Annotated in this window: 19 protein-coding genes and 1 pseudogene; 9 read left to right on the forward strand and 11 right to left on the reverse strand. The window is 39.1% G+C overall.

The features are described from left to right. Positions 1 to 90: 90 nt before the first annotated feature. Positions 91 to 543 carry a MaoC family dehydratase gene (locus MKI85_RS06205; RefSeq protein ID WP_241626018.1) on the reverse strand — a complete coding sequence of 151 codons (453 nt, stop codon included), beginning with the start codon at positions 541 to 543 and terminating at the stop codon, positions 91 to 93. Further along, positions 543 to 2396 (reverse strand): ABC transporter ATP-binding protein, encoded by a 1854-nt coding sequence (locus MKI85_RS06210; RefSeq protein WP_241626020.1) that lies wholly within the window; start codon positions 2394 to 2396, stop codon positions 543 to 545. The genes MKI85_RS06205 and MKI85_RS06210 overlap by 1 nt, the downstream gene beginning before the upstream one ends. A gap of 792 nt (positions 2397 to 3188) precedes the next feature. Between MKI85_RS06210 and MKI85_RS06220 the strand changes: the two genes are divergently transcribed. Then, positions 3189 to 3404: a hypothetical protein gene (locus tag MKI85_RS06220; RefSeq protein ID WP_241626024.1), complete on the forward strand. Its 216-nt coding sequence runs from the start codon at positions 3189 to 3191 to the stop codon at positions 3402 to 3404. A gap of 108 nt (positions 3405 to 3512) precedes the next feature. Here the strand turns inward: MKI85_RS06220 and MKI85_RS06225 are convergent. Then, positions 3513 to 4241, reverse strand: a pseudogene (locus MKI85_RS06225) (IS982 family transposase); the annotation flags it as partial. A 55-nt stretch (positions 4242 to 4296) separates the two neighbouring features. Then, positions 4297 to 4512: a hypothetical protein gene (locus MKI85_RS06230; protein WP_241626026.1), complete on the reverse strand. Its 216-nt coding sequence runs from the start codon at positions 4510 to 4512 to the stop codon at positions 4297 to 4299. Between the two features lie 531 nt (positions 4513 to 5043). Here MKI85_RS06230 and MKI85_RS06235 point away from each other — a divergent pair. Together MKI85_RS06235 and MKI85_RS06240 are read left to right on the forward strand one after the other, a co-directional pair. Further along, positions 5044 to 5655, forward strand: coding sequence for a LysE family translocator (locus MKI85_RS06235; protein WP_241626028.1), 612 nt, complete (start codon positions 5044 to 5046; stop codon positions 5653 to 5655). A gap of 129 nt (positions 5656 to 5784) precedes the next feature. After that, positions 5785 to 6105 carry a hypothetical protein gene (locus tag MKI85_RS06240; protein WP_241626030.1) on the forward strand — a complete coding sequence of 107 codons (321 nt, stop codon included), beginning with the start codon at positions 5785 to 5787 and terminating at the stop codon, positions 6103 to 6105. Between the two features lie 85 nt (positions 6106 to 6190). Here MKI85_RS06240 and MKI85_RS06245 read toward each other — a convergent pair whose 3' ends face one another. After that, positions 6191 to 7477: a mechanosensitive ion channel family protein gene (locus MKI85_RS06245; RefSeq protein WP_241626032.1), complete on the reverse strand. Its 1287-nt coding sequence runs from the start codon at positions 7475 to 7477 to the stop codon at positions 6191 to 6193. Between the two features lie 285 nt (positions 7478 to 7762). Between MKI85_RS06245 and MKI85_RS06250 the strand changes: the two genes are divergently transcribed. After that, positions 7763 to 9919, forward strand: coding sequence for a TonB-dependent siderophore receptor (locus tag MKI85_RS06250; protein ID WP_241626034.1), 2157 nt, complete (start codon positions 7763 to 7765; stop codon positions 9917 to 9919). Positions 9920 to 9971: 52 nt separating this feature from the next. Here MKI85_RS06250 and MKI85_RS06255 read toward each other — a convergent pair whose 3' ends face one another. The 6 genes from MKI85_RS06255 to plsB all read right to left on the reverse strand — a co-directional run bounded on the left by MKI85_RS06255 (position 9972) and on the right by plsB (position 17483). Next, positions 9972 to 10508: a DUF2058 domain-containing protein gene (locus MKI85_RS06255; protein WP_241626036.1), complete on the reverse strand. Its 537-nt coding sequence runs from the start codon at positions 10506 to 10508 to the stop codon at positions 9972 to 9974. 17 nt (positions 10509 to 10525) lie between these two features. Further along, entirely contained in the window at positions 10526 to 11194 is a 669-nt protein-coding gene (locus MKI85_RS06260) for a YoaK family protein (protein WP_241626038.1), read from the reverse strand. Positions 11195 to 11246: 52 nt separating this feature from the next. Then, positions 11247 to 12440, reverse strand: a complete 1194-nt coding sequence (gene sstT / locus MKI85_RS06265) for a serine/threonine transporter SstT (protein ID WP_241626040.1) — start codon at positions 12438 to 12440, stop codon at positions 11247 to 11249. A 228-nt stretch (positions 12441 to 12668) separates the two neighbouring features. Beyond that, positions 12669 to 14402, reverse strand: a complete 1734-nt coding sequence (locus tag MKI85_RS06270; RefSeq protein ID WP_241626042.1) for a SulP family inorganic anion transporter — start codon at positions 14400 to 14402, stop codon at positions 12669 to 12671. Positions 14403 to 14482: 80 nt separating this feature from the next. Then, positions 14483 to 14803: an ArsR/SmtB family transcription factor gene (locus MKI85_RS06275; protein ID WP_241626043.1), complete on the reverse strand. Its 321-nt coding sequence runs from the start codon at positions 14801 to 14803 to the stop codon at positions 14483 to 14485. A gap of 175 nt (positions 14804 to 14978) precedes the next feature. Next, a complete protein-coding gene (gene plsB / locus MKI85_RS06280; RefSeq protein WP_241626045.1) occupies positions 14979 to 17483 on the reverse strand; it encodes a glycerol-3-phosphate 1-O-acyltransferase PlsB in 2505 nt (834 codons plus the stop codon). 232 nt (positions 17484 to 17715) lie between these two features. On the opposite strand from plsB, the gene rutD reads away from it, so the two are divergent. The 5 genes from rutD (at position 17716) to rutF (ending at position 21749) form a co-directional block, all read left to right on the forward strand. Then, complete coding sequence (gene rutD, locus MKI85_RS06285) at positions 17716 to 18531, forward strand: pyrimidine utilization protein D (protein WP_241626047.1); 816 nt, start codon at positions 17716 to 17718, stop codon at positions 18529 to 18531. A 340-nt stretch (positions 18532 to 18871) separates the two neighbouring features. Continuing rightward, on the forward strand, positions 18872 to 19990 hold the full coding sequence (rutA, locus tag MKI85_RS06290; protein WP_241626049.1) for a pyrimidine utilization protein A: 1119 nt from the start codon (positions 18872 to 18874) through the stop codon (positions 19988 to 19990). Then, a complete protein-coding gene (gene rutB, locus MKI85_RS06295) occupies positions 19987 to 20742 on the forward strand; it encodes a pyrimidine utilization protein B (RefSeq protein ID WP_241626051.1) in 756 nt (251 codons plus the stop codon). The genes rutA and rutB overlap by 4 nt, the downstream gene beginning before the upstream one ends. A 15-nt stretch (positions 20743 to 20757) precedes the next feature. Then, positions 20758 to 21147, forward strand: a complete 390-nt coding sequence (gene rutC, locus MKI85_RS06300; protein ID WP_241626053.1) for a pyrimidine utilization protein C — start codon at positions 20758 to 20760, stop codon at positions 21145 to 21147. Between the two features lie 35 nt (positions 21148 to 21182). Beyond that, complete coding sequence (gene rutF / locus MKI85_RS06305; RefSeq protein ID WP_241626054.1) at positions 21183 to 21749, forward strand: NADH-dependent FMN reductase RutF; 567 nt, start codon at positions 21183 to 21185, stop codon at positions 21747 to 21749. The last annotated feature ends 23 nt before the right edge of the window (positions 21750 to 21772 follow it).

A 21772-nucleotide genomic window follows, 5' to 3' on the forward strand; every position in this document is an offset into this window, starting at 1 on the left:
CATGAAAAAGCAGTACGACCCTGATAAATTGTTCGACAAACTGAACAAAGGTGATTCTAAAACCACGCATGGTTTTAGAATCCTGCAGGATTATATTTCGGGTTGATAACTTTTACTAAACACCAAAATTTTGGTATTCCCAAGCAGCACAATTTCACCATGTTGATTCAAGGTTTCAGTGGTGTAAGTCACAATGGCGCGGTCTGGTTTGGATTTAGATGGCTTAATCTCGGTAATTTCAACTTCCACATGAATTTGATCGCCGACTCGGGTCGGTCTAGGCCAACGGACTTGGGCTTCTGAGCCAATTAAACCATATGCAACAGGAAAACATTCTGTCCATAAGCGCATGGTCACGGCTGAAGTATGCCATCCACTGGCTGCCATACCTTTAAAAATCGGGTGTTGAGCAGCTTTGACTTCATCGGTGTGAAAAGGCTGTGGGTCAAATTGCTGTGCGAATTGCTTGATTTCATCCAAAGTCATTTCATAAGCACGACTCACAAAACGGTCTCCGACCTGTAGATCTTCTAAATACAACATTAAGCACTATCCTTTTTGTTTATTTGATGTTGTTCAATTAAAAAACCACCTGTTTGGCGTTGCCACAAATGTGCATAAATACCATTTAAGGCAACCAGTTCATCATGTGTACCTTGTTCAGCAATTCGTCCCTGATCAAGCACAATCAAACGATCCATTTGCGCTATGGTCGAAAGTCGATGTGCAATAGCAATCACGGTTTTATCTTGCATTAAATCATCCAGACTCGACTGAATTGCCGCTTCAACTTCAGAGTCTAAGGCACTGGTTGCTTCATCCAAAATAAGAATAGGCGCATCTTTTAAGAACACACGGGCAATTGCAATACGTTGACGTTGTCCACCAGAAAGCTTAACGCCACGTTCCCCGACATAAGCATCATAGCCTTTACGACCACGTAGATCGGAGAGTTGCGGGATAAAGTCTTCAGCTTTGGCTTTACGCATAGCTTCATACATTTCTGCATCGCTGGCATCTGGACGTCCGTATTTAATATTTTCCGCAACAGTACGATGCAGCAGCGAAGTATCTTGAGTTACAAGGGCAATGCTTTTACGCAAACTGTCTTGAGTAACATCTTGTATATCTTGCCCATCAATTAAGATTCGACCCTGGTTAATGGTATAGAAATGCAATAACAGTTGAATCAGAGTGGATTTACCTGCACCTGAACGTCCTACAATCCCAATTTTTTCACCTGGACGAATAGTCAAATTAAAGTGATCGATCACATTTTTTTCATTGTAAGCAAAGCTAACATCTTCAAATTTAATTTCACCATGCTTAACGTCTAATGTTGTTGCATTAGGCTTGTCTTGAATGCTAATTGGACGCCCTAAGGTTTTCATGCCGTCCTGAATAGTCCCGACATTTTCAAACAAAGCAGAGGTTTGCCACATCATGAACTCCGCAATACTGTTGAGTTTCAGAATCATAGCGGTCGTTGCTGCAATAATGCCCAGTTCTGCTCGACCTTCAATCCATAGCCATAAAGCCGTTCCAAGTACACCTGCATAAAGAACAATACTGAGAGAGTTAATGCTGATTTCATAGCCTGAACCCAAACGCATTTGTTTATACACAGTACGCAAAAACTCTTGCATTGATGATTTTGCGTACTGACTTTCACGACCAGCATGCGCAAACAGCTTGACAGTTTGAATATTGGTGTAGGCATCGGTCACACGACCGGTCATGACCGCACGTGCATCGGCTTGTTCATTTGAAATTTTGCTGAGTCGTGGAATGAAATACCATGCTGCAAGCAGAAACAGGGCAAGCCATACCAATAAGGGAATAATCAGAAAAGGAGAGATCGAGCCGAGGACGATACTGACGGTAAAAAAGTAAATCAGGACGTAAGCCAGCATGTCGCCCAAAATCATCCAGAATTCACGCACAGCAAGCGCAGTTTGCATGACTTTGGCAGACAATCGTCCTGCGAAGTCATTGTGGAAAAAATCTAGGCTCTGCTGAAGCAAAAGATTGTGAAACTTCCAGCGTAAGCGCATTGGGAAGCCACTAAACAAGATTTGATGCTTAATGATGGATTGAAAGTTGGCAAAAAAGATATTTGCCAGCAAGATCATGCTTAGCAAGATTAAATTTTGACGATGTTCAGCCAAAAAGGTATCAGGATGGCTTTTACTGAGCCAATTGACCAAATCACCAATTTTGGCATATAGCAGTGCTTCAAAACTTGCTGCACCAGCAGTACACAGCACCAAAATAAGTAAATATGGTCGAACGCCTTTGGATGCATGCCAAACGAATGCAAAGAAAGTTGTTGGCAGTGGATCATTCAAACCTTTGCTGGGATAGGGATCTACTCGCTTCTCAAACCATCTAAGCATTTGATATTAACCTCTTGGTAAAGTTGCTATATTTTAAAGTATCTTAATTACAATAAGATATATGAAATATTTAAATAAAAAAGCATGAAACTGTATCTAAGTTACTTGTGCTGATGAGGATATTAATCATGCATAATTTTCTCATATTATGAGTTTACCATGCGAAACCGCAGTCTAGGTATTCTCAGAGTTTTAGCCTATTAGTTCTGAATTTGTATTTGAGTGCTCTGAAGGCTTCTGATCAAACTCTAAACCAAACCCTATTTTTTTAATAGAAACACGTTTGTAGAAAACTTCATACACTTGTCACATTTATAAATTATAAGAAAGTTAGCCAAATCTGAGACTTTAAAAGCATATGAACGACCTATCTGTAAAGAAAATAAATAAGCTCATTGATGAATTTACCCAAAGTGGAAAAATACCCAGCTGTCTAATTTTTGGTTATAAAACCTATGCCATGTTGATGCAAGATGACAAATTTGCAGATCAAATCATCAAAGGAAAAGATGAGCCACTAAGTAGATTTTACAAGAAGCTTAAAATTACCTTGGTGACCGATAAGCACTATTTCAAAGTGGGTTGAGTGATCAAGCTTGATTATAACTGGTGTTAGCATGGCATGCTGAATATTGACAGTCATGCCATGACAAGGGATATGCGTTTAAAGCAATAAAAATGTGATCTTCGTTAGAAAAAAACGTGATTTTTATAAAAATAATGATAATATTTTTATCGATACAGGCGAGTTAATGTCATTAAGAACCTGTAATTGTTAACTTAAATAATTGAATGAATAATAAAGGTGGCAATATGAGAGGCTGTGTACAACGATATGATTCCCAAACACAACTGGGCATGATTCGAGATGAATGTGGTGAGTGGTTTTATTTTGCGGTGGAACAGTGGAATGATCCCAATAACCTACCGATTGATGGTTTAGTCGTTGATTTTGTCATCGATGGCGCTGAAGTGACTTCAGTATGGGAAGTAACAAATACGCATTAATTTTATTTTCAGCTTTATTCACTCTTCAAAAACATCGAATAAGGTCTACTTAGATAGACCTTATTTATTAATCTACCCCAATCCTGTTTAAGCCAATGATTCTATAATTTAAATGGTTGGCTTATTTCGGTGATTTAATTGGTATGCACATAAAAATGCATAAATACCCGCTAAATAGCCTCTAACACTTCTGGCTCTAGTCGTCACTAGATTGTAAGTCCCTTGCAGCGAGCTGAATAAAGTTTCTATTTTATTACGTTGCTTCAGATGATCTGCTTTTGATCACAGTATAGATTGCATGTTCTTTCGATGATAAGTAATTAAATCAGAGCCTTGTACTTTTAATCTGCTCTTTCATTCCTGACTAATATATCCTCGATCAGCATAGAGTTTTACTTCTAATCCTTTGACTAATTGCTCAACCATTCTAATATCTGCTGTATGTCCATCCGATAAAGCTGTACTCACAATCTCTTCTGAAGAATCCATCATTCAACATAGCTTACAGTCAAAGAACCATCCCATGGAACTTTTTCCATGTGTTGCAATTGCTGCTAGGGATTTATGTCGTTGAATCCACTGATTTTTAAAGACAGTTAATGTCGTTGAGTCAATCCATAAATTTTGTTTGTATTGACCTTTCATAAAAGCTATATGTAAAGCTTGTAGTTTTAATTGATGCATATTCATCAGGTGAATCATACGTTGGTAACAAGGCAAGCTTTTAAATAAATGACTTTTATCCTGTTTCAACTATGAGAAAAATGCTTTGAATTTGTTGAAGTGAGAACACTTATACAAAGTAGCGATAAAGGTGATTTCTGAGATCCTGAGTTGTATAAAAAAAGCCTCAGCAAGATATTGGGGCTTTTTTTATATATCAGTGAACATTTTACTGATTTTTTTGATCTTTTTTTCGTTGTATATCTTCGTAATCCTTCTGATTTTGTTGGCGCTGTTGATCTGGCTTATAGTGTTGATTTTGATGATGGTCTTGCTTTTGTTGCTGATCCTGCTTGTTTTGATGATATTGTTGATCTTGCTGTTTTTTTTGGAGCTCTTGATCAATTTCTTGTTGCCGATGTTGATCACTTTCTTGATTAGCCATGCTAAAAACTTCCATTTTTAAAACAAGTTAATTATAAATTTGCATATTTATCATTATAAAGCTATCGACTTCATGTGACATTTTTTTTCATTGTAAAATGGATTATTTTAAATAAAAATATATGATTAATTAGGATGAAATTATTTAAATCTTTTAAAAATATAAATTACATTGACTACTTGATAAAACATATCTTTTTTTTTATTTTAAATGATTTAGGTATTAATTAAATTTAAGTGGTAATTCATATTTTCAGTATTATGAAGTCCTGAATTTTTTCGGGTACAAGCCGATAAAATTCTTACGGGTAAATTTTCTGTATTAGTTTGGATTAAAGATATACGGGACTACACAAATGACACCCAACATGAGGTGAGAGCTCATTAAGTGCTGTAACTACGGTTTACTGTCTCTCTTACAGAATTTGCCTTGATATCCATTTATATTAGAGGCTTAAGTAAAAAACTTGCCAAATATGGATGAATCCACTATTGATTGTTCTCATACTTAAAAAATTAAGTTAGATTAGACATGCTTGAAATACTCATACCCTATACTATTGCGATCATTATTTTAACTATTACTCCTGGTCTCGATACCACGCTGATTATCCGTACAGCAACTGTGGAAAATCGTCAAAAGGCTTTTCAAACTGCTTTAGGGATTAACTTTGGATGTATTATTTGGGGAGTAATTGTCGCTTGTGGTTTAGGAGCGCTTTTGGCGACTTCAGAGCTGGCTTTCACTTTATTAAAGTGGATTGGTGCTGCTTACCTTGCATGGCTCGGTTTACAATTATTGACCAAGCCACGTAGTCGCTTAGACAATAACCTTACAGTTCAGAGCACGACTAACTGGTTTTTAAAGGGTTTTTTCTGCAATATCTTGAATCCTAAAGTCGGGCTGTTTTATGTGACCTTCTTGCCACAGTTTATTCCGAGTACTGTAAACCCTTTCTTTTGGATTATGGGGCTAGTTAGCATTCATGTTGTATTGGGTTTCCTTTGGTTGACTGTGCTTATTTTCATGATGCAACCCATCTCTAAATTTCTTAAACAACCGAAAATTGTAAAGCGTTTAGACCAAATTACAGGAGCTATTTTCTTATTATTTGCCATTAAACTAATATTTAGTAAACGTTAAGCACTGTTTGCTAGAAAAACTGTCATGGCTAAAAGAGGGCTGACTTTCGGGGTTGGTTCAACAAGAAATTACAACAGCTTCGCATTTTGGCGATTAAAATAGATCTAAAGCATATAAAACAGGTGCATTATGAAAAAAATAATAATGTGTTGCTGCTTTTTGTATTCTGGAACATTATTTGCCTCTATGCAGGACAATATCAGCCTATGCGAAGCTATTGCGATTGTTGCAGGCAATGTCATGCAAGAAAGGCAGGATGAAGTACCACTTCTTGCCCAAAAGCAAATTGCACTTGAATATGATGATGGGGCGCGGGATTTATATGAAGCCATAGTCGAAGATGCTTATGATCTGCCAATACTCCCAAATGACAGTCAAAAGCAACAAGCCGTACAAAGCTTCAAATTAGAATATTTTGATTATTGTGAACATGCCGAGGTCAGTCAATAAATAGGGCATTTCTGAACGAAGCTGTAAACTTTTTAGACAGTACGTGATATTAAAATCCCCTCATTGCGAGGGGATTTTTTTTAATTTAGCTATGCGAAGTTGAACGTTCTACATGATAATCATGTGTTGCTTGAGCAGTATGTTGTGCCAGTATCTTCATATCGGATCCTGAAGGTGCTTGATAAATTGTCAGGCCAAATTCAGGGAAAATCGCAATCAGATGATCAAAGATATCGGCTTGAATGGCTTCATAATCTTTCCAGACAGTCGTGTTCGCGAAGCAATAAATCTCCAGAGGCAAACCTTCGCTGGTCGGTTGAAGCTGACGTACCATAATAGTCTGGTGCTGAGAAATACCTGGATGTTGTTTTAAGTAGAACTCAACGTAGGCACGAAAAGTACCCAAATTGGTCAGGCGGCGCTGGTTATATATCGCTTGATTGGAGAGTTGTAAATTGAACTCTTCAAGTTCTTCTTGTTTGGTATCTAAATACTGATCCAAAAGCAAAAAATCTTTTAATTTATTTTGCTCATCATTACTCATGAAATGAACACTGCTTTGATCAATAAAGATGGAACGCTTAATACGACGTACACCCGCCTGAGCCATACCACGCCAGTTTCTAAAAGTATCGGTGACCAGCTTGTTGGTTGGAATAGTGGTAAAGGTTTTATCGAAATTTTGTACCGTCACAGTGTGCAGAGACATATCAATCACATCACCATCGGCATTTAAAGAGGGCATTTCGATCCAATCGCCAATACGCACCATGTCATAAGATGAGATCTGTACTGAAGCTACCAGAGATAAAATTGTATTTTGAAATACCAACATTAGCACCGCAGCCATTGCACCAAAACCAGCCAAGAGCGTAAATACATCTTTTTTCAAGAATGTGCCTAGGATCATCAAGCCACAAACCACAAAAATGATCAGTTTAACCAGTTGTAAATAACCTTTAATCGGCTTGTTCTTGGATTTCGGATTGCGTTGATAAATGGCATTGAAAATATTAAGGCTTTCACCAATTGCCAGTGCAATGGTCAGAAAAATAAAAGCCTGTGATGCCATTTGGACCAAATTGACCAGTTTTATAGAAAGATGAGGTACCGTCACAATACCATTCATGATGACGATCGCAGGAACGATATTGGCAATACGGCGGATGACATTATGTTGAGTAAAAATATCGTTATTGGCAAATTTAATTTTTTCTATAAGTTTTCGTATGCCACGCACAACGACTTTCTTTGCGAAAAAATTAGTCAAAATGGCAAGTAATATCAATAGTGCTAGAGAAATTAGCATGTCTAACCAAGGATATTGATTTGCCCAATCTAAACTACGTTGGATAAAAGCGAAATGCTGCAAAGCTAACCTCAATATGCGACTGAACTGGCTATAGTTTATAAAGTATCAGGTTTGACTTGAAATTAAGTAACATTTTCACAACATTAGTTCAGGCAGAATTTATTGATGTTTTGACCTGATTGTTACTAGATAAGCCATCTAGCTGGTTAAATAAATTTAAAGAATAATATTATTAATTTAAATTTACTAAAAAAGATAAATAATAAGTATTCTCATTAATGTGCAGTATCGTTAGAATAAGCTCACGCAATGCCTTATCTTTCTTCCAGTAGAGTTTACCTAACAGTGAAGCCATTACACCCACTGAGCCTAAGTATAAAAGTCGTATTTGGCTTAACAACAGCCTTCAGCCCATTACTGGTTCATGCTGCTGAATCAGAAGATACTAATCTTTTAGAAACCATTCATTTAACTGCCAAACAATCAGATCAAAAAAAAATCGGGCAACAAACTGCAAGCACATTAAGAGGGACGCAAACTAATTTAGAAACGCCGCAAACGGTCAATGTCGTATCGAATCAATATATTGAAGATTTCGAGCCTGCAACCTTGGATGCTGCATTAACGCAGGTGAGTGGTATTACTCAAGGCAATACGCTGGCAGGTACGCAAGATACTGTGATGAAGCGAGGTTTTGGTGATAACCGTGATGGTTCGATCATGATTAATGGACTCCCTATTGTACAGGGACGTGCCATGAATGCCGCAGTCGAGCAGGTTGAGGTGCTCAAAGGTCCAGCGTCTTTACTCTACGGAATTATGGATCCTGGTGGCGTGGTCAATGTAATTACTAAAAAGCCACAACCTGAACAGGCTTCTGAAGTATCACTTTATGGTTCTAGTTTTGGTAATGGTAAAAATGGCTTAGGTGGAAGCGTAGACACAACAGGTGCCATTGGCGAAAGTAACTTTGCTTATCGTTTAATTGTCGATTATTCAGACCAAGATTACTGGCGTAACTTCGGTTACAACCAACAGACTTTAATTGCACCATCTTTGGCATGGGACAATGGTCAAACACAAGTCAATCTGAGTTATCAATATCGAGATTTTGATGTGCCATTTGACCGTACGACGGTTTTTGATCCTACGACCAATAAGGCGCTACCTATTTCGAAATATACCCGTTTAGATGAAGCGTTTAACCAAACCAATGGTGAAGATCATCTGGCACAATTGACGGTCGATCATCAGATCAACGATGAATGGTCAGCGCATTTGGGCTATAGCTACAATTATGAAACTTACGATGCCAATCAGTTACGCATTACTAAGCTCAATACGACCAAGCATACCGTAACCCGCCGTACCGATGGCACACTGGGTGCAGAAAGTGTTGATAGCGCGGGGCAGGCGTATTTAGAGGGACATTTTAATACGCTGGGATTGCAGCATGATCTTCAAGTTGGTTCAGATATTGAATATCGAAAATATTATCGCCCCAACATGGTCCGTGGCAGCAGCAGTACATTAGATTATTTAAATCCAGTCTATGGGCAAGTCACGGCATCTAACAGTATTGATGACAATGCCAGTGAGCAAACCGATAAATTGCATACCTATGGGTTCTATATACAAGATGCGATTCATCTCACTGATCAATGGATTGCGGTATTAGGTGGACGATATACGCATTATCAACAAACAGCGGGGCGTGGACGTCCGTTTAGTATTAATACTGATACCAATGATGATGCGTGGTTACCTCGTGCAGGTTTGGTCTATAAATGGAATGACCAACTGTCGCTATATACCAGTTATACCGAATCTTTGAAACCAAACTCTTCAATTGCACCATTAAGCGGTGGTCAAATTGATTCAGATGTTCAGCCTGAAAAAGCTAAGTCCTATGAAGTTGGTTTGAAGTACGAATTGGATGATCGCTTAAGAGCTAATTTTGCCTTGTATGACATAAAAAAGCGTAATGTATTGGCCAGCGTAACTAATACTGCAACGGGTGAAAATGAGCTGCATACCTCAGGTGAAGTGGGCTCTAAAGGCTTGGAATTTGATGTGACGGGTCAAATTACGGATCAGCTTGATGCCACATTGACCTATGCTTATACCGATGCGAAAGTTTTACAAGATGAAGATACCGACTTAATTGGTAATCGCTTGAATAATGTTGCCAAGAATACCGCTTCTTTAAGTTTTGCCTATGACTATGGGCAACTGGGCAATGGTAATTTGCGCATGGGCGTCAGTGGTAACTACGTGGGTAAGCGAGCCGGTGACACGGAAAATACCTTTACGTTACCCGACTATGCTGTTGCTAATGCTTTTGTTAGTTACGACACCAAAATTGTGCATCAAGATGTTAACTTTAAATTTAATCTGAATAATATTTTTGATACGACTTACTACACCGCAAGTGTAAGTAATTTGACAGTTTCACAAGGTGATGCGCGTCAGGCAGTGCTAAAAGCCACGATGAAGTTCTAAACACATTCAGTTTATAGTTAAAGAAAAGGGCGTCTAAATGACGCCCTTTTAATTACCACATTAAATCATCTGGGATCACATAAGCTGCGTACGGATCTTCTTCATCGGTCACTTGCTCATTCTTTTCAGAATTGTTCACAATAATGAAGCCTGTCATTTTTTCATTAATACGATCTGCCAGCGCTTTTGGCAAATATGCATAGCTGTCTTGATCTTTGGCGATCACTAGGCTGCCAGAAACCAGTGCGTTATAGACTTGCTGTTGTAAATATACTTTTTTAATCTTGGTTTCATCAATAAACTGATAGGCAACATCGCCCGCAGCATCTTTAATTTTATGTTGCTTAATCATTTGCACGATGGCAGCTTTGAGCTCTTTTTCTTGCAGGATGGTTTTCTTTTCTTGCTCTAGCGCTTGGTCTTTTTCTATTTTCGCTTGATGGTCTTTGGCAATTTTAGCTTTGATTTCGGCATCGTCATTTTGCCCTGTGCGTTGTTCATGCACCGCCTGTTTCGACAGTTTTTTCGCTTTTTTGTTGTCAACCAGACCAGCTTTGAGCAACTGTGCCTGCAATGCATTTTTAACCATAATAAATTCCGAAAGGGTTAATGACGACGATATTGAAAATAAATGATCCAGTACACCAGACTTAAGCAGAAACTTAAACCGACTGGAATCAGATAGGCATCTAATTTTAAATAAGGATAAATCAAGCTTGCAACCAATCCACCAATCAGAAAGCCAAATAAAATGAGTAAATGTAAAATAATTCGGCGCTGACCGACTTTTAAGCCACGAAGTCGATACCCTAAAGCCAGTCCTAAATCGGTTAATACACCTGAAAGGTGAGTTGTTCGAATAATCGTGCCTTTATAGTGACTCACCATGGCATTCTGAATACCCATTGCAGCACACGCCCATAACAATGCGTAACGTGGCAAATAGGGTAAAAGTAACCAGCAGATGAAAATGAAAAAAGCGACTAAGCTGAGCGGAACACCGTAGCGCCGTCCCAGTTGGAAATTGCTATTTGCAAGAATTAGTCCGCTATAACACGACCCAGCGACATAACATAAGATCACAAGGACTAGGTAGAAAATTGTTGCAGGTTGCCATTGCACTAGCGCCATCGACAACATACTCACATTCCCAGTCATATGAGAAACGGACTGGTGCAATACAGTCACCAGTCCGAGTACGTTAATCATGCCCGCATTAATGGCAAGAAAGAATGCCCCAAGTTGCATCCAAAACGGTAAAGTTTGAAATGGCATATCGTGATACAACCATCCAAGAAATGTCTAAATGATTATTTATAAAATAATATTATCGCGCCGCGCGATCAACTGCTGCTGTAAATAAAACATCAGTAGATGAGTTTAAAGCTGTTTCAGTCGAGTCTTGCAATACGCTGATGACCATACCGATGGCAACCACTTGCATCGCGATATCCGAAGAAATACCAAATAAACCACAAGCTACGGGAATTAGCAGTAATGAACCACCAGCAACACCCGAAGCACCACAAGCAGAAATAGAAGCAACCACAGATAAAATTAACATTGTGGTTAAATCAACTGAAATACCTAAAGTATGCACAGCTGCCAATGTTAGTACAGTAATGGTCACTGAAGCGCCCGCCATGTTAATGGTTGCACCTAATGGAATGGCGACACCTGCTGTAGCTTCATTCACACCTAAACGTTTTGCGAGGTCAAGGTTAACTGGAATGTTCGCAGCAGAACTACGGGTAAAGAAAGCAGTAATACCACTTTCACGTAAACATTTGAAAACCAGTGGATACGGGTTTTGACGAATGACTAAAGCAACTAAGATCGGATTAATGACCAGCGCAACAAATACCATTGTACCGAGTAATACAGCCAATAATTGTGCATAGCTTTCTAAAGTTTTTAAGCCAGCATCAGCAAAAGTTACTGCAACTAGACCAAAAATACCAATTGGTGCAAAGTTAATCACAATACGGATAACGCTATTTACAGCGTGAGCAGCGTCCGAAATGAAAGCTTTGGTCGAATCTTGCGCATGACGAAACGCTAAACCAAGCGCAATTGCCCAAGCCAAAATACCAATAAAGTTAGCATTAGAAATTGCAACGACAGGATTTGAAATAAAACTTAAAAGTAAGTTCTTTAGAATCTCTGCCAAGCTACCAGGTGGTTGTAAATCACCTTGTGCAGGAATATCCAAGAATAATGTACTTGGGAAAGCTAGGCTTGCAACAACAGCACTGAATGCAGCGAGTAACATGCCCATAGCGTACAAGATCATAATCGGACGAAGATTCGCACTATGCCCAACTTTAAAGTTAGCAATAGATGACATCACTAAAACAAAGACCAGAATCGGCGCGACAGATTTTAGTGCCTTAATGAATAAGTCACCTAAAAGGCTTAAATAAGGAGCAGCATTCGGAAAAGTGAAGGCAACAGCCATCCCTAGAATGATGGCAATGATAATTCGCGTAACTAAACTTAAACGCGCAAAAGCTGAAAACATAGGCTAGCCTTGTCTGTACTACGAGGGCAGAGGTTAAAATTAAGTGTGCAATTCTATACCTAAAATTTACAATGATTAAAAATTATTTTGCTATAAAAACTAAATTATTCATTTTAAAGTTGATATTTTCTGTTTTAAATCGCGAAAAAACCGAATTTTATTGCAAAAACTGCCTTATCTATACAAATTTATCGTAAATAACATGTTTTAAATTATTCACTTATATTTTCAAGTCGTGCTTAATATTTCGGGAGCTAGGGCTTGCATAGCCTGATAATGGGTGAGGTGAATACGACCATGCAAACGTTCAAATAATCTGGAATGGATCAGTTTATCCATGACAGGACCTTTGACCTCAGACAAGTGCAATTGAATATTCTGTTTATTTAATTCAGCATCCAATTCTTCCAGCATTTCCAAAGCACTGTAATCAATGCGACTGACTCCTGAACAATTAATCACCACGGATTTAACGTCTTTCTTTTCACTGACGGCATTGATAAAGAAGTCTTTGAAGCTATTGGCATTCAAAAAGTTCAGGCTTTCATCAATGCGTAGTGAAAGTATGGAATCTACGGTTTTTACAGGATAACGTTGTTGGTTACGGAAATGTTGTGTGCCTTCGACCAGCCCAATCACCACCATATGCGGGCGACTGATACGCCAAAGCATAAGCAGAAAAGTCGAAATGACACCTAAAATGAGTCCTGTCGAAATATCAATAAAAATGACACCAAAGAAGGTAATCCACATGGCAATGCCATCGGCTTTGGAATAGTGCCATGTTTCTAAGAATGCTTTGAAATCAACTAGTTTCCAGATTGAAACAATAATTGTGGCAGCAAGTATGGCGAGTGGTAAATTTTGGAAAAAACCTGTAAAGAACAAACTCACAACCACAATAAAACAGGAAGATAGAATGCCTGCCATTGGTGTTTTTGCACCTGCATCCGCATTTACAACTGTACGAGAGAGACTGCCAGTGACGGGGAATGCCGAACTGAGTCCAGCACTCAAATTTGAAAGTCCTAATGCAATTAATTCTTGATTGCTATTTAAAGCACTGCGTTGTTGTAAGGCTGTTGCTTGAGCAATAGAAAGCGATTCCACGAAGCTGATCATCGCGATCATGCTTGCACCAGGCAGGAGTTGAAGTACAAGCGGCCAGTTCCATTGCGGTAAGCTCAATGGTGGAAAACCAGATGGAATTTCCCCGACGGTTTTAATCCCAACACTATCTAACTGAAACAATGAAACTAAAATAATTGAGCCAACGACCAAAATTAAAGGTACAGCTTTAACCAAGAAGGCTGCAAAGCGAAAACGTTGCTGAATATGGCTTAAACCCAGTAATTTAGGGAAATAAATTAAAAATAGAATGGAAGCCAGACCAAACAGTAACGTGCCCCAATGTGTTTGATTTGCATAATGATAAAAGCTGATTAATAGTTCGGGAATGTTATTTGATTGCAGAGGGATATTGAGCAAAAACTTGATTTGCCCTAAAGCAATCAACAAAGCAGAGGCAATAATAAAACTGTGAATCACCGGGTGGCTAATTAACTGGATAAGAAAACCAAATTTAAACAGCCCCAATAAAAAAGAAATGATCCCGACCATGACTGCAAGTAAGCATGCTGCTTGTATATAAGCTTCAGAACCTGCGGCATAAAAAGGCGTGAGCGTAGCAAAGGTCATCATGGAGATAATGGCTACAGGACCAATGGATAGAGTCGGACTGCTGCCAAACAGTGCATAGACAATCATTGGAAGAATACTGGCATATAGACCTGTAATGGGTGGTAATCCTGCAAGCATGGCATACGCCATACCTTGCGGAACCAGCATCGCAATTACAATGAGTGCCGATAGAAGATCTGATTTGAATTTACTGGCATTGTAGCCAGCCAGCCATGCAGTTGCAGGCAAATACTTTAAGACGCTATTTTTTGAATGAGCCATGTGCCGATCTAAATCGCAACTTTAGCTCTATTATGCACAAAAAATATGCAGCATAGCTAAAAGTAGGCGAATGATTTTATTTAATTAAATACGGGCTTGGTACAGTAAAGTTCATAGAGTGTTTGGAGCACCTGAACTAATTTTTCATCTTTAATGGAGTAAAAAATTTGCTTACCATCCCGGCGGGTACTGACCACATCACTTTTACGCAGCATCATCAATTGTTGCGATAAGGTTGGTTGGGTAATATGCGTAATTTGCTCAATTTGTGATACGTTCAGTTCTTGTTTTGCCAAATGACATAAAATCAGTAAACGATCTGTATTTGCCAGTGATTTTAAAATACTCACGACATCCTCTGCTGAATTTCGCATTGATGTAATTTCAAAATCATTTTCCATTAGAGCGCCTCACTAAATCAGCATATTATTATAATGGTAGAAAATGCAGATTACATGCATCAGAGTTTTCATTCTCAATGGTTTTTAATGAAAACAAATATCAGATTTATTTATAAGTAATACTTCACACAGCATGAAAATTGATTTCAATGACATGCTGTGTGAAGCGTTTGTGTTAATTCTTTTTCGGCTTCACACTTTCGTAAAAATGCTTGAGCTCTTTTTCATTAAATTGCATGGCTTTGTTAAATGTTTCTTCATGATCTTGTGCATACCAAGACAGACGACGTTGCATTTGCGGCACAAAGTCTGGAGCCAGTAGTAAGTGCTCACGGGTAACCTCGGCTAAGCCCAATTTCTTCAGTGTAGTTAAATAACCTTTTAACGTGGCACTATCAAAATAGTAGCCTCGAGTGATGACTTGATTTTGGCTCAGTTGTTGTAGAACCGACTTCGCCATGTTCTCAAAGACTTTTTCTGAGAAAGTCTGTGTATGGGCATATTGACAGAACAAGCCTTGCATGACCACGAAGTTGTTTAGACTACGCTCTGACAGTGCTGCAAGAGTTTCTAAGCCTGTATGGTTGGTTGTGAATGGCGTGATCTGATTGCTAGAACGCTCAATCCATTGATCATGCTCGAAACTCTCTAAAATGCTGACCACTTGAGCTTCTACATCTTCAATTTTCCATTTTAAGAAAAATTCTTCTTGTATAAATGGATATAAAGATTGAACTAAGTCTATCAGCTCTGAGGTTTCGATTTTTCCAAATTGCTGAATTATACGGGCAATTAATGCAGGCAAAATAAAGCAATGCAGAATGTTATTACTGAAATAGCTCAATAAAATTTTCTGACTTTCTGCAACACGAACCCATTTAGTCTGATCTTGAGTGTGAATCTCAACCTGCTTTAACTTCAAGGCATATTGAATGATTTCGGCACTGGACAGTTCAGAAATAATCATCCGATCATCATAACGATTGTGCGCAAGTAAATCGCGATATTGATCAAGCATCTTCATTAAATCTGCTTCAGCCATTTGATGCTGCGGTGCATTTAACAAAATTAATGAAATGATCGAAATCGGGTTAATCACCACGGCCTTATTTATGTTTTCTAAAATTGATTGTGCTGTTTGATCCACCGTATTTACAACTGTAGGAGGCAATTTGTCATTGAAATTCAGACTTAGATGTTCAGCATTTTGCTGTTTTAATACTTCATCCAGAAAAACAGGTTCGCCAAAATTGACATAAACCTGTCCAAATACTTTCTCAATTTTGCGAGCTGAACTGAGAATTCCCCAAAGTGATTCAGCTTCTTTCGGTTTGCCACTCAGTTCATTCAAGTAGGAGGTGCCTTCCAACAGTTTTTCATAGCCAAAATAGGTCGGGATAAAGGCAATCGGTTTGGAGTTTCCTCTTAGATGGCTTTGAATGGTCATCGACAACATGCCTTTTTTCGCAGGCAGCAATAAACCTGTGCGTGAGCGTCCACCTTCAATAAAGTATTCTAAAGGCGTGTTACGCATCAGCAGACTATGCAAATATTCTTTAAAGACGGAAGTATAAAGCTCGTTGCCATTAAAACTACGGCGAATAAAGTAAGCGCCAGCACCACGGAACAACTGACCAACAATTGGAAGATTGAGGTTAATCCCTGCGGCAATATGTGGGACCATCAAACCACGGTTAAAAATGACATAAGACAGCAGTAAGTAATCGATATGACTGCGGTGACAAGGGGTATAGACAATTTCATAGTCCTGTGCCAATTCACGTACCGTATCAAAGTTATGGACTTCAATCCCATCGTAGAGTTGTGTCCACAATTTTGTTAAAGCCAGATAGCCAAAACGTAGAGTCGAATAAGAAAAGTCAGAGGCAATTTCAGTGAGATAGTGACGCGCGCGATTTTCGGCTTCAAACATACTGATATTTTCATCAATACTTTCTTTACGAATCGCTCGTTTGATGACATCACTGATCATCAGGTTGTTAATGACGTTACGACGGTCGGATAAATCGGGTCCTAAAATGGCTTCTTTATATTTATTAAAGCTGGCATTTAATTCCTTCATCACATGATGCGCAGGCGAAAAGTTTGGACTTAACTCTTTGGCTTCAGTGATGAGTTTACGTAAGGAAAGTGGCTTGTGAAATTCAAGGTAATTTTCCCGACCGTATAATGAAATATTCATGGCTTGCTTTAACGGAGATGGGGTTGACCATGCATCGGCAAATAAAGCTTTATACCAAGAATCTTCGTACTCTGGTGCACGTCCCCATAACATAGTGACTGGAACTAGATCCAGATCAAATTCTGGATGCTTTTCGAGTAGCTCAATCAAGCGAATGAGTTTAGCAGGGTAATGTAATCCCTGTTTCAAATGGTTCTTTTCATTTAAAACCAGAATCGAATCTTCTTCCTGCACAGTACCTAGCTGTAGCGGCTGATAGACTGAAGGTAACTGTCTTTTTTGAGCTTCATGATCAATCAGCACAGTATTGCTAAGTGAAGCATCTTGCAAAATATAGCAAATAGGATTGCCATTTGACGAAGCTGAATATTGTTGTTCAAGTTCAGAGGTCGTGCCTAATACTTGTGGACTCACAACTTTATTTAGAATTTTCTGCGTGAGTTGACGATAAAATTGGCGATAACCTTTATTGGACATTGTTATTCCTATGAACCATGTTTCGGGGATTATTTTGTTCAATCTTGCCTAAGAATACAAATGCTTTTGCTGCTAAATAGAACATAAAGCATGTTACAGATCGTATCTGAAGAATACATGGGCATGCGGCATAAATGCTAATCGAACTGGCTGAATTAAGGTAAGGAAAAGTGATTGGGCATATTTTTTGCTGCACTGAAGTCAATACTTTTTCTATTCAAGGTCCATAATCATGCAGTATCAGGTTTTTCCATCGCAAAAATTACACGCTGAATATGTCGTTTTATCTTCTGGTTTAGGTGGGCATGGACAATTTTGGAATCCACAAATCGAAACTTTACAGCAGCATTTCCATGTGGTGATTTATGACCAAGAGGGCTGTCATAAAAATTCGAATATTATCGATGAAAATTACACGATGACCCACTTAGCGCAACAGGTCATGGACTTATTGGCGATATTGAACATCCATGAATTCCATTTTATCGGACATGCTTTGGGTGGTTTCATCGGTGCTGAACTGGCAGTTTTACTGGAAAAATCTGAAAAAACCATGCTGTCCCTAACTGTTGTTAATGGTTGGGCAGATTTAGATGCGCATACGCAAAAGTGTTTCAATACTCGTATATCATTATTGCAATATGCGGGTGTAGATGCCTATGTTAGAGCGCAGGCATTGTTTTTATATCCGCCAGCATGGATTTCAGCGAATATTTCAACCTTATATTTACAAGAAAATCAACAGATTGAAAAATTCCCGCCATTACTCAATGTCTTCACTCGACTCAAAGCGTTAATGGCTTATGAACTGAAGGCTGAAACGATTTCTAGTCTGAATAAAATTCCGCTGTATTTAATAGCGACGGAAGATGATTTTCTGGTGCCTTATCAACAAAGTTATCAATTAAAGCGGGTCTTTCCACATGCTGAATTGGATGTTCTGCCGCATGGTGCGCATGCGGTAACAGTTACGCAAGCTGAACTATTCAATGCATTACTCTTAGAAAAACTGCTGAAGAAGCCTGCTGAAAATTTAGCGGCGAGTTAACAGTCGAGGTTCATCTTCAGCATCAGAAATTTTTTATCAAGAATAAAAAAGGTACTGCAAAGTTCAGTGCCTTTTTTATTTTATTTATTTTTCCACTTGGTCAAAAAAGTGCACAAATTTAGATCATGACTCACAAAAAAAGTGCAGATGAAGAATTATAAATATACCCTTTGGTAAAATATATAAATTACAAAAAATATTTAAGTTACTGATATTATTGATATATAAAAAGTTGGCACGCTCCATGCAATCATAAAACCAAGAATTAATAAATTTATTTTCTAAAAAATAGTAAGAAGTAAATTTTGAGTTGTTGAATGATTGAATGAGGATGCAATACATGAAAATAGGTGTTTTTTGCCCAATCGGGAACAACGGCTGGTTACTCTCTGAGAACGCACCGCAGTACATGCCGAGCTTTGAACTGAACAAGAAAATTGTACAACGTGCCGAACATTATGGTTTTGATTTTGCTTTGTCCATGATTAAGCTGCGTGGCTTCGGTGGCAAAACCGAATTTTGGGATCATAACTTAGAAACGTTCACCCTGATGGCGGGCTTAGCGGCTGTGACCAGCAAAATCAAAATTTATGCCACAGCAGCAACTTTGGTTATGCCGCCAGCAATTGTGGCACGTATGGCATCGACGATTGATTCTATTTCCAATGGTCGTTTTGGTCTAAATGTGGTGACAGGCTGGCAAGCGCCTGAATATACCCAAATGGGCATGTGGCCAGGAGATGAATACTTTGGCAAACGCTATGAGTATTTATCTGAATATGTGCAGATTCTTCGTGAACTTTGGGCAACAGGCAAGTCAGATTTCAAAGGTGAGCACTTTGAAATGCAAGATTGCCGTGTCAGCCCAACCCCACAAGCGGATATGAAGATCATCTGTGCAGGGCAATCGGATTCAGGACTGGCATTTTCAGCTGAATATGCAGATTACAACTTTGTTTTTGGCAAAGGACTCAATACCCCAACGGCTTATGCAGAAATTAATGACCGCTTAAAAGCCCATACCGATAAAACCGGACGAGATGTTCAAACCTATGTGCTGTTTATGGTGATTGCCGCAGAAACTGATGAAGAAGCTTTTGCAAAATGGCAGAGCTATAACGATGGTGCGGATATGGAAGCGATTAACTGGCTGATGAATCAAGGCGGAAAAGACACAACTTCAGGGACAGATACCAATATTCGTCAAATGGCCTCCAGCGTTTCTCCAGTCAATATCAATATGGGAACATTGGTGGGTTCTTATGAAAAAGTCGCTGCGATGTTGGATGAAATTGGCGAAATTAAAGGTACTGAAGGCATTTTATTAACCTTTGATGATTTTGTTCAGGGTGTGGAAGATTTTGGTCAGAAAATTCAGCCGCTGATGCAATGTCGTCAGAATGTCGTGATGGATCTGGCGGAACAAGCATCAGTAACTGTTTTGGAGAAATCAGCATGAGCCACATCAATACAAATACTGTGATTAGTGATTTTACCGAAGCCACAGGTCAAGGCAAAACCTTAAAGGCAGAGCCTGAAAACATTCAGTTTGCACCTGAACAAACTGCCTTAATTGTGATTGATATGCAAAATGCCTATACCTCGATGGGTGGCTATTTGGATTTGGCTGGTTTTGATGTTTCAACCACTCAACCTATGGTGCAGAACATTAAAAAGGCAGTTGAAGCAGCACATGCAGCCAATATTCAGGTGATTTACTTTAAAAATGGTTGGGATGATCAATATGTCGAAGCGGGGGGACGTGGCTCACCAAATTTCCATAAATCCAATGCACTCAAAACCATGCGTAAACAGCCAGAACTTCAAGGTAAATTACTGGCAAAAGGCAGTTGGGACTTCGAACTCATCGATGAATTACAACCTTTAGCACAAGATATCGTAATTGAAAAACCTCGCTATAGTGGTTTCTTCAATACTGCATTGGACAGCATGTTACGTGCACGTGGTATCCGTAATTTGGTTTTCGTGGGTATTGCGACCAATGTTTGTGTGGAATCCACGTTAAGAGATGGTTTTTTCCTCGAGTACTTTGGCGTGGCATTACAAGATGCGTGTTATCAGGCAGGTCCTGCAGAAATACAAGCGGCAAGTCTGTACAACATTAAAACCTTCTTTGGATGGGTGTCAGATACACAAAGTTTTATCGATACCTTTGTTCCCCATACCGACCAACTTGCAAAATCTGCCTAATACGGAGCGATTACCATGCCTAAACAAGTCATTATTCCAGCAGGAACCTCAAAACCTTTAGCGCCGTACGTTCCTGCAACTAAAGCAGACAACATTGTGTATGTCTCTGGTACTTTGGCTTTTGATGAAAATAACAATGTAGTGCATGTCGGTGATGCCGCAGCACAGGCCCGACATATTTTGGAAACCATTCAATCGGTTTTGAAAGAAGCGGGAGGCAGTATGAATGATGTGACCTTCAACCATATTTTTGTGAAAGACTGGGCAGATTATGCTGCGATCAATCAAGTCTATGCCGAGTATTTTCCAGGGGATAAACCTGCACGCTACTGCATTCAGGCAGGTTTGGTGAAGCCTGAGGCCCTCGTTGAAATTGCCAGTGTTGCCCATGTCGCTACCGCTTAGTTAGTCGCGAGATCAAACCCGACAGGAGAATAAAAATGAATGCAGAATTACTCAAAAGTTTAATTAAAGAAGAATGTTTAGAACACATCTATAACACGCAAAAAACCACACATACTGACGTCGATCAAAAAGCCTTTCGCGAAGGCATGTCAAATTTGGGCGCGGCAGTAAATGTGATTACCACTTCTGGACCCGCAGGCGTTGCAGGTTTTACCGCCTCAGCCGTGTGTAGTGTGACCGATACACCACCAACTTTGTTGGTGTGCCTGAATCGTTCAGCTTCGGTATTTGAAACTTTTAAGACCAATCAGGTGTTATGTGTGAATACATTAGCTTCACATCAAATGGCACTATCTAATTTGTTTGGAGGCAAAACGCCAATGCCTGAACGTTTTGCTGCGGGTCAGTGGGAAACGCTTGCCACTCAGGCACCCGTTTTACAAGATGCATTGATTAGTTTTGACTGTGAAATTGTACAAAGCATGAGCGTGGGAAGTCATGATGTTTTGTTCTGTCAGGTCAAAGCAATTCAACACAATCAGGGCTTAAATGCGTTGATGTATTTTAACCGTGCTTATTGTGAACCACACCGTATGTGCTAAAGAAAAAACCCTATGAGAAGGAG

It is taken from the genome of Acinetobacter zhairuonensis, assembly GCF_022601715.1.
Lineage (GTDB): Bacteria > Pseudomonadota > Gammaproteobacteria > Pseudomonadales > Moraxellaceae > Acinetobacter.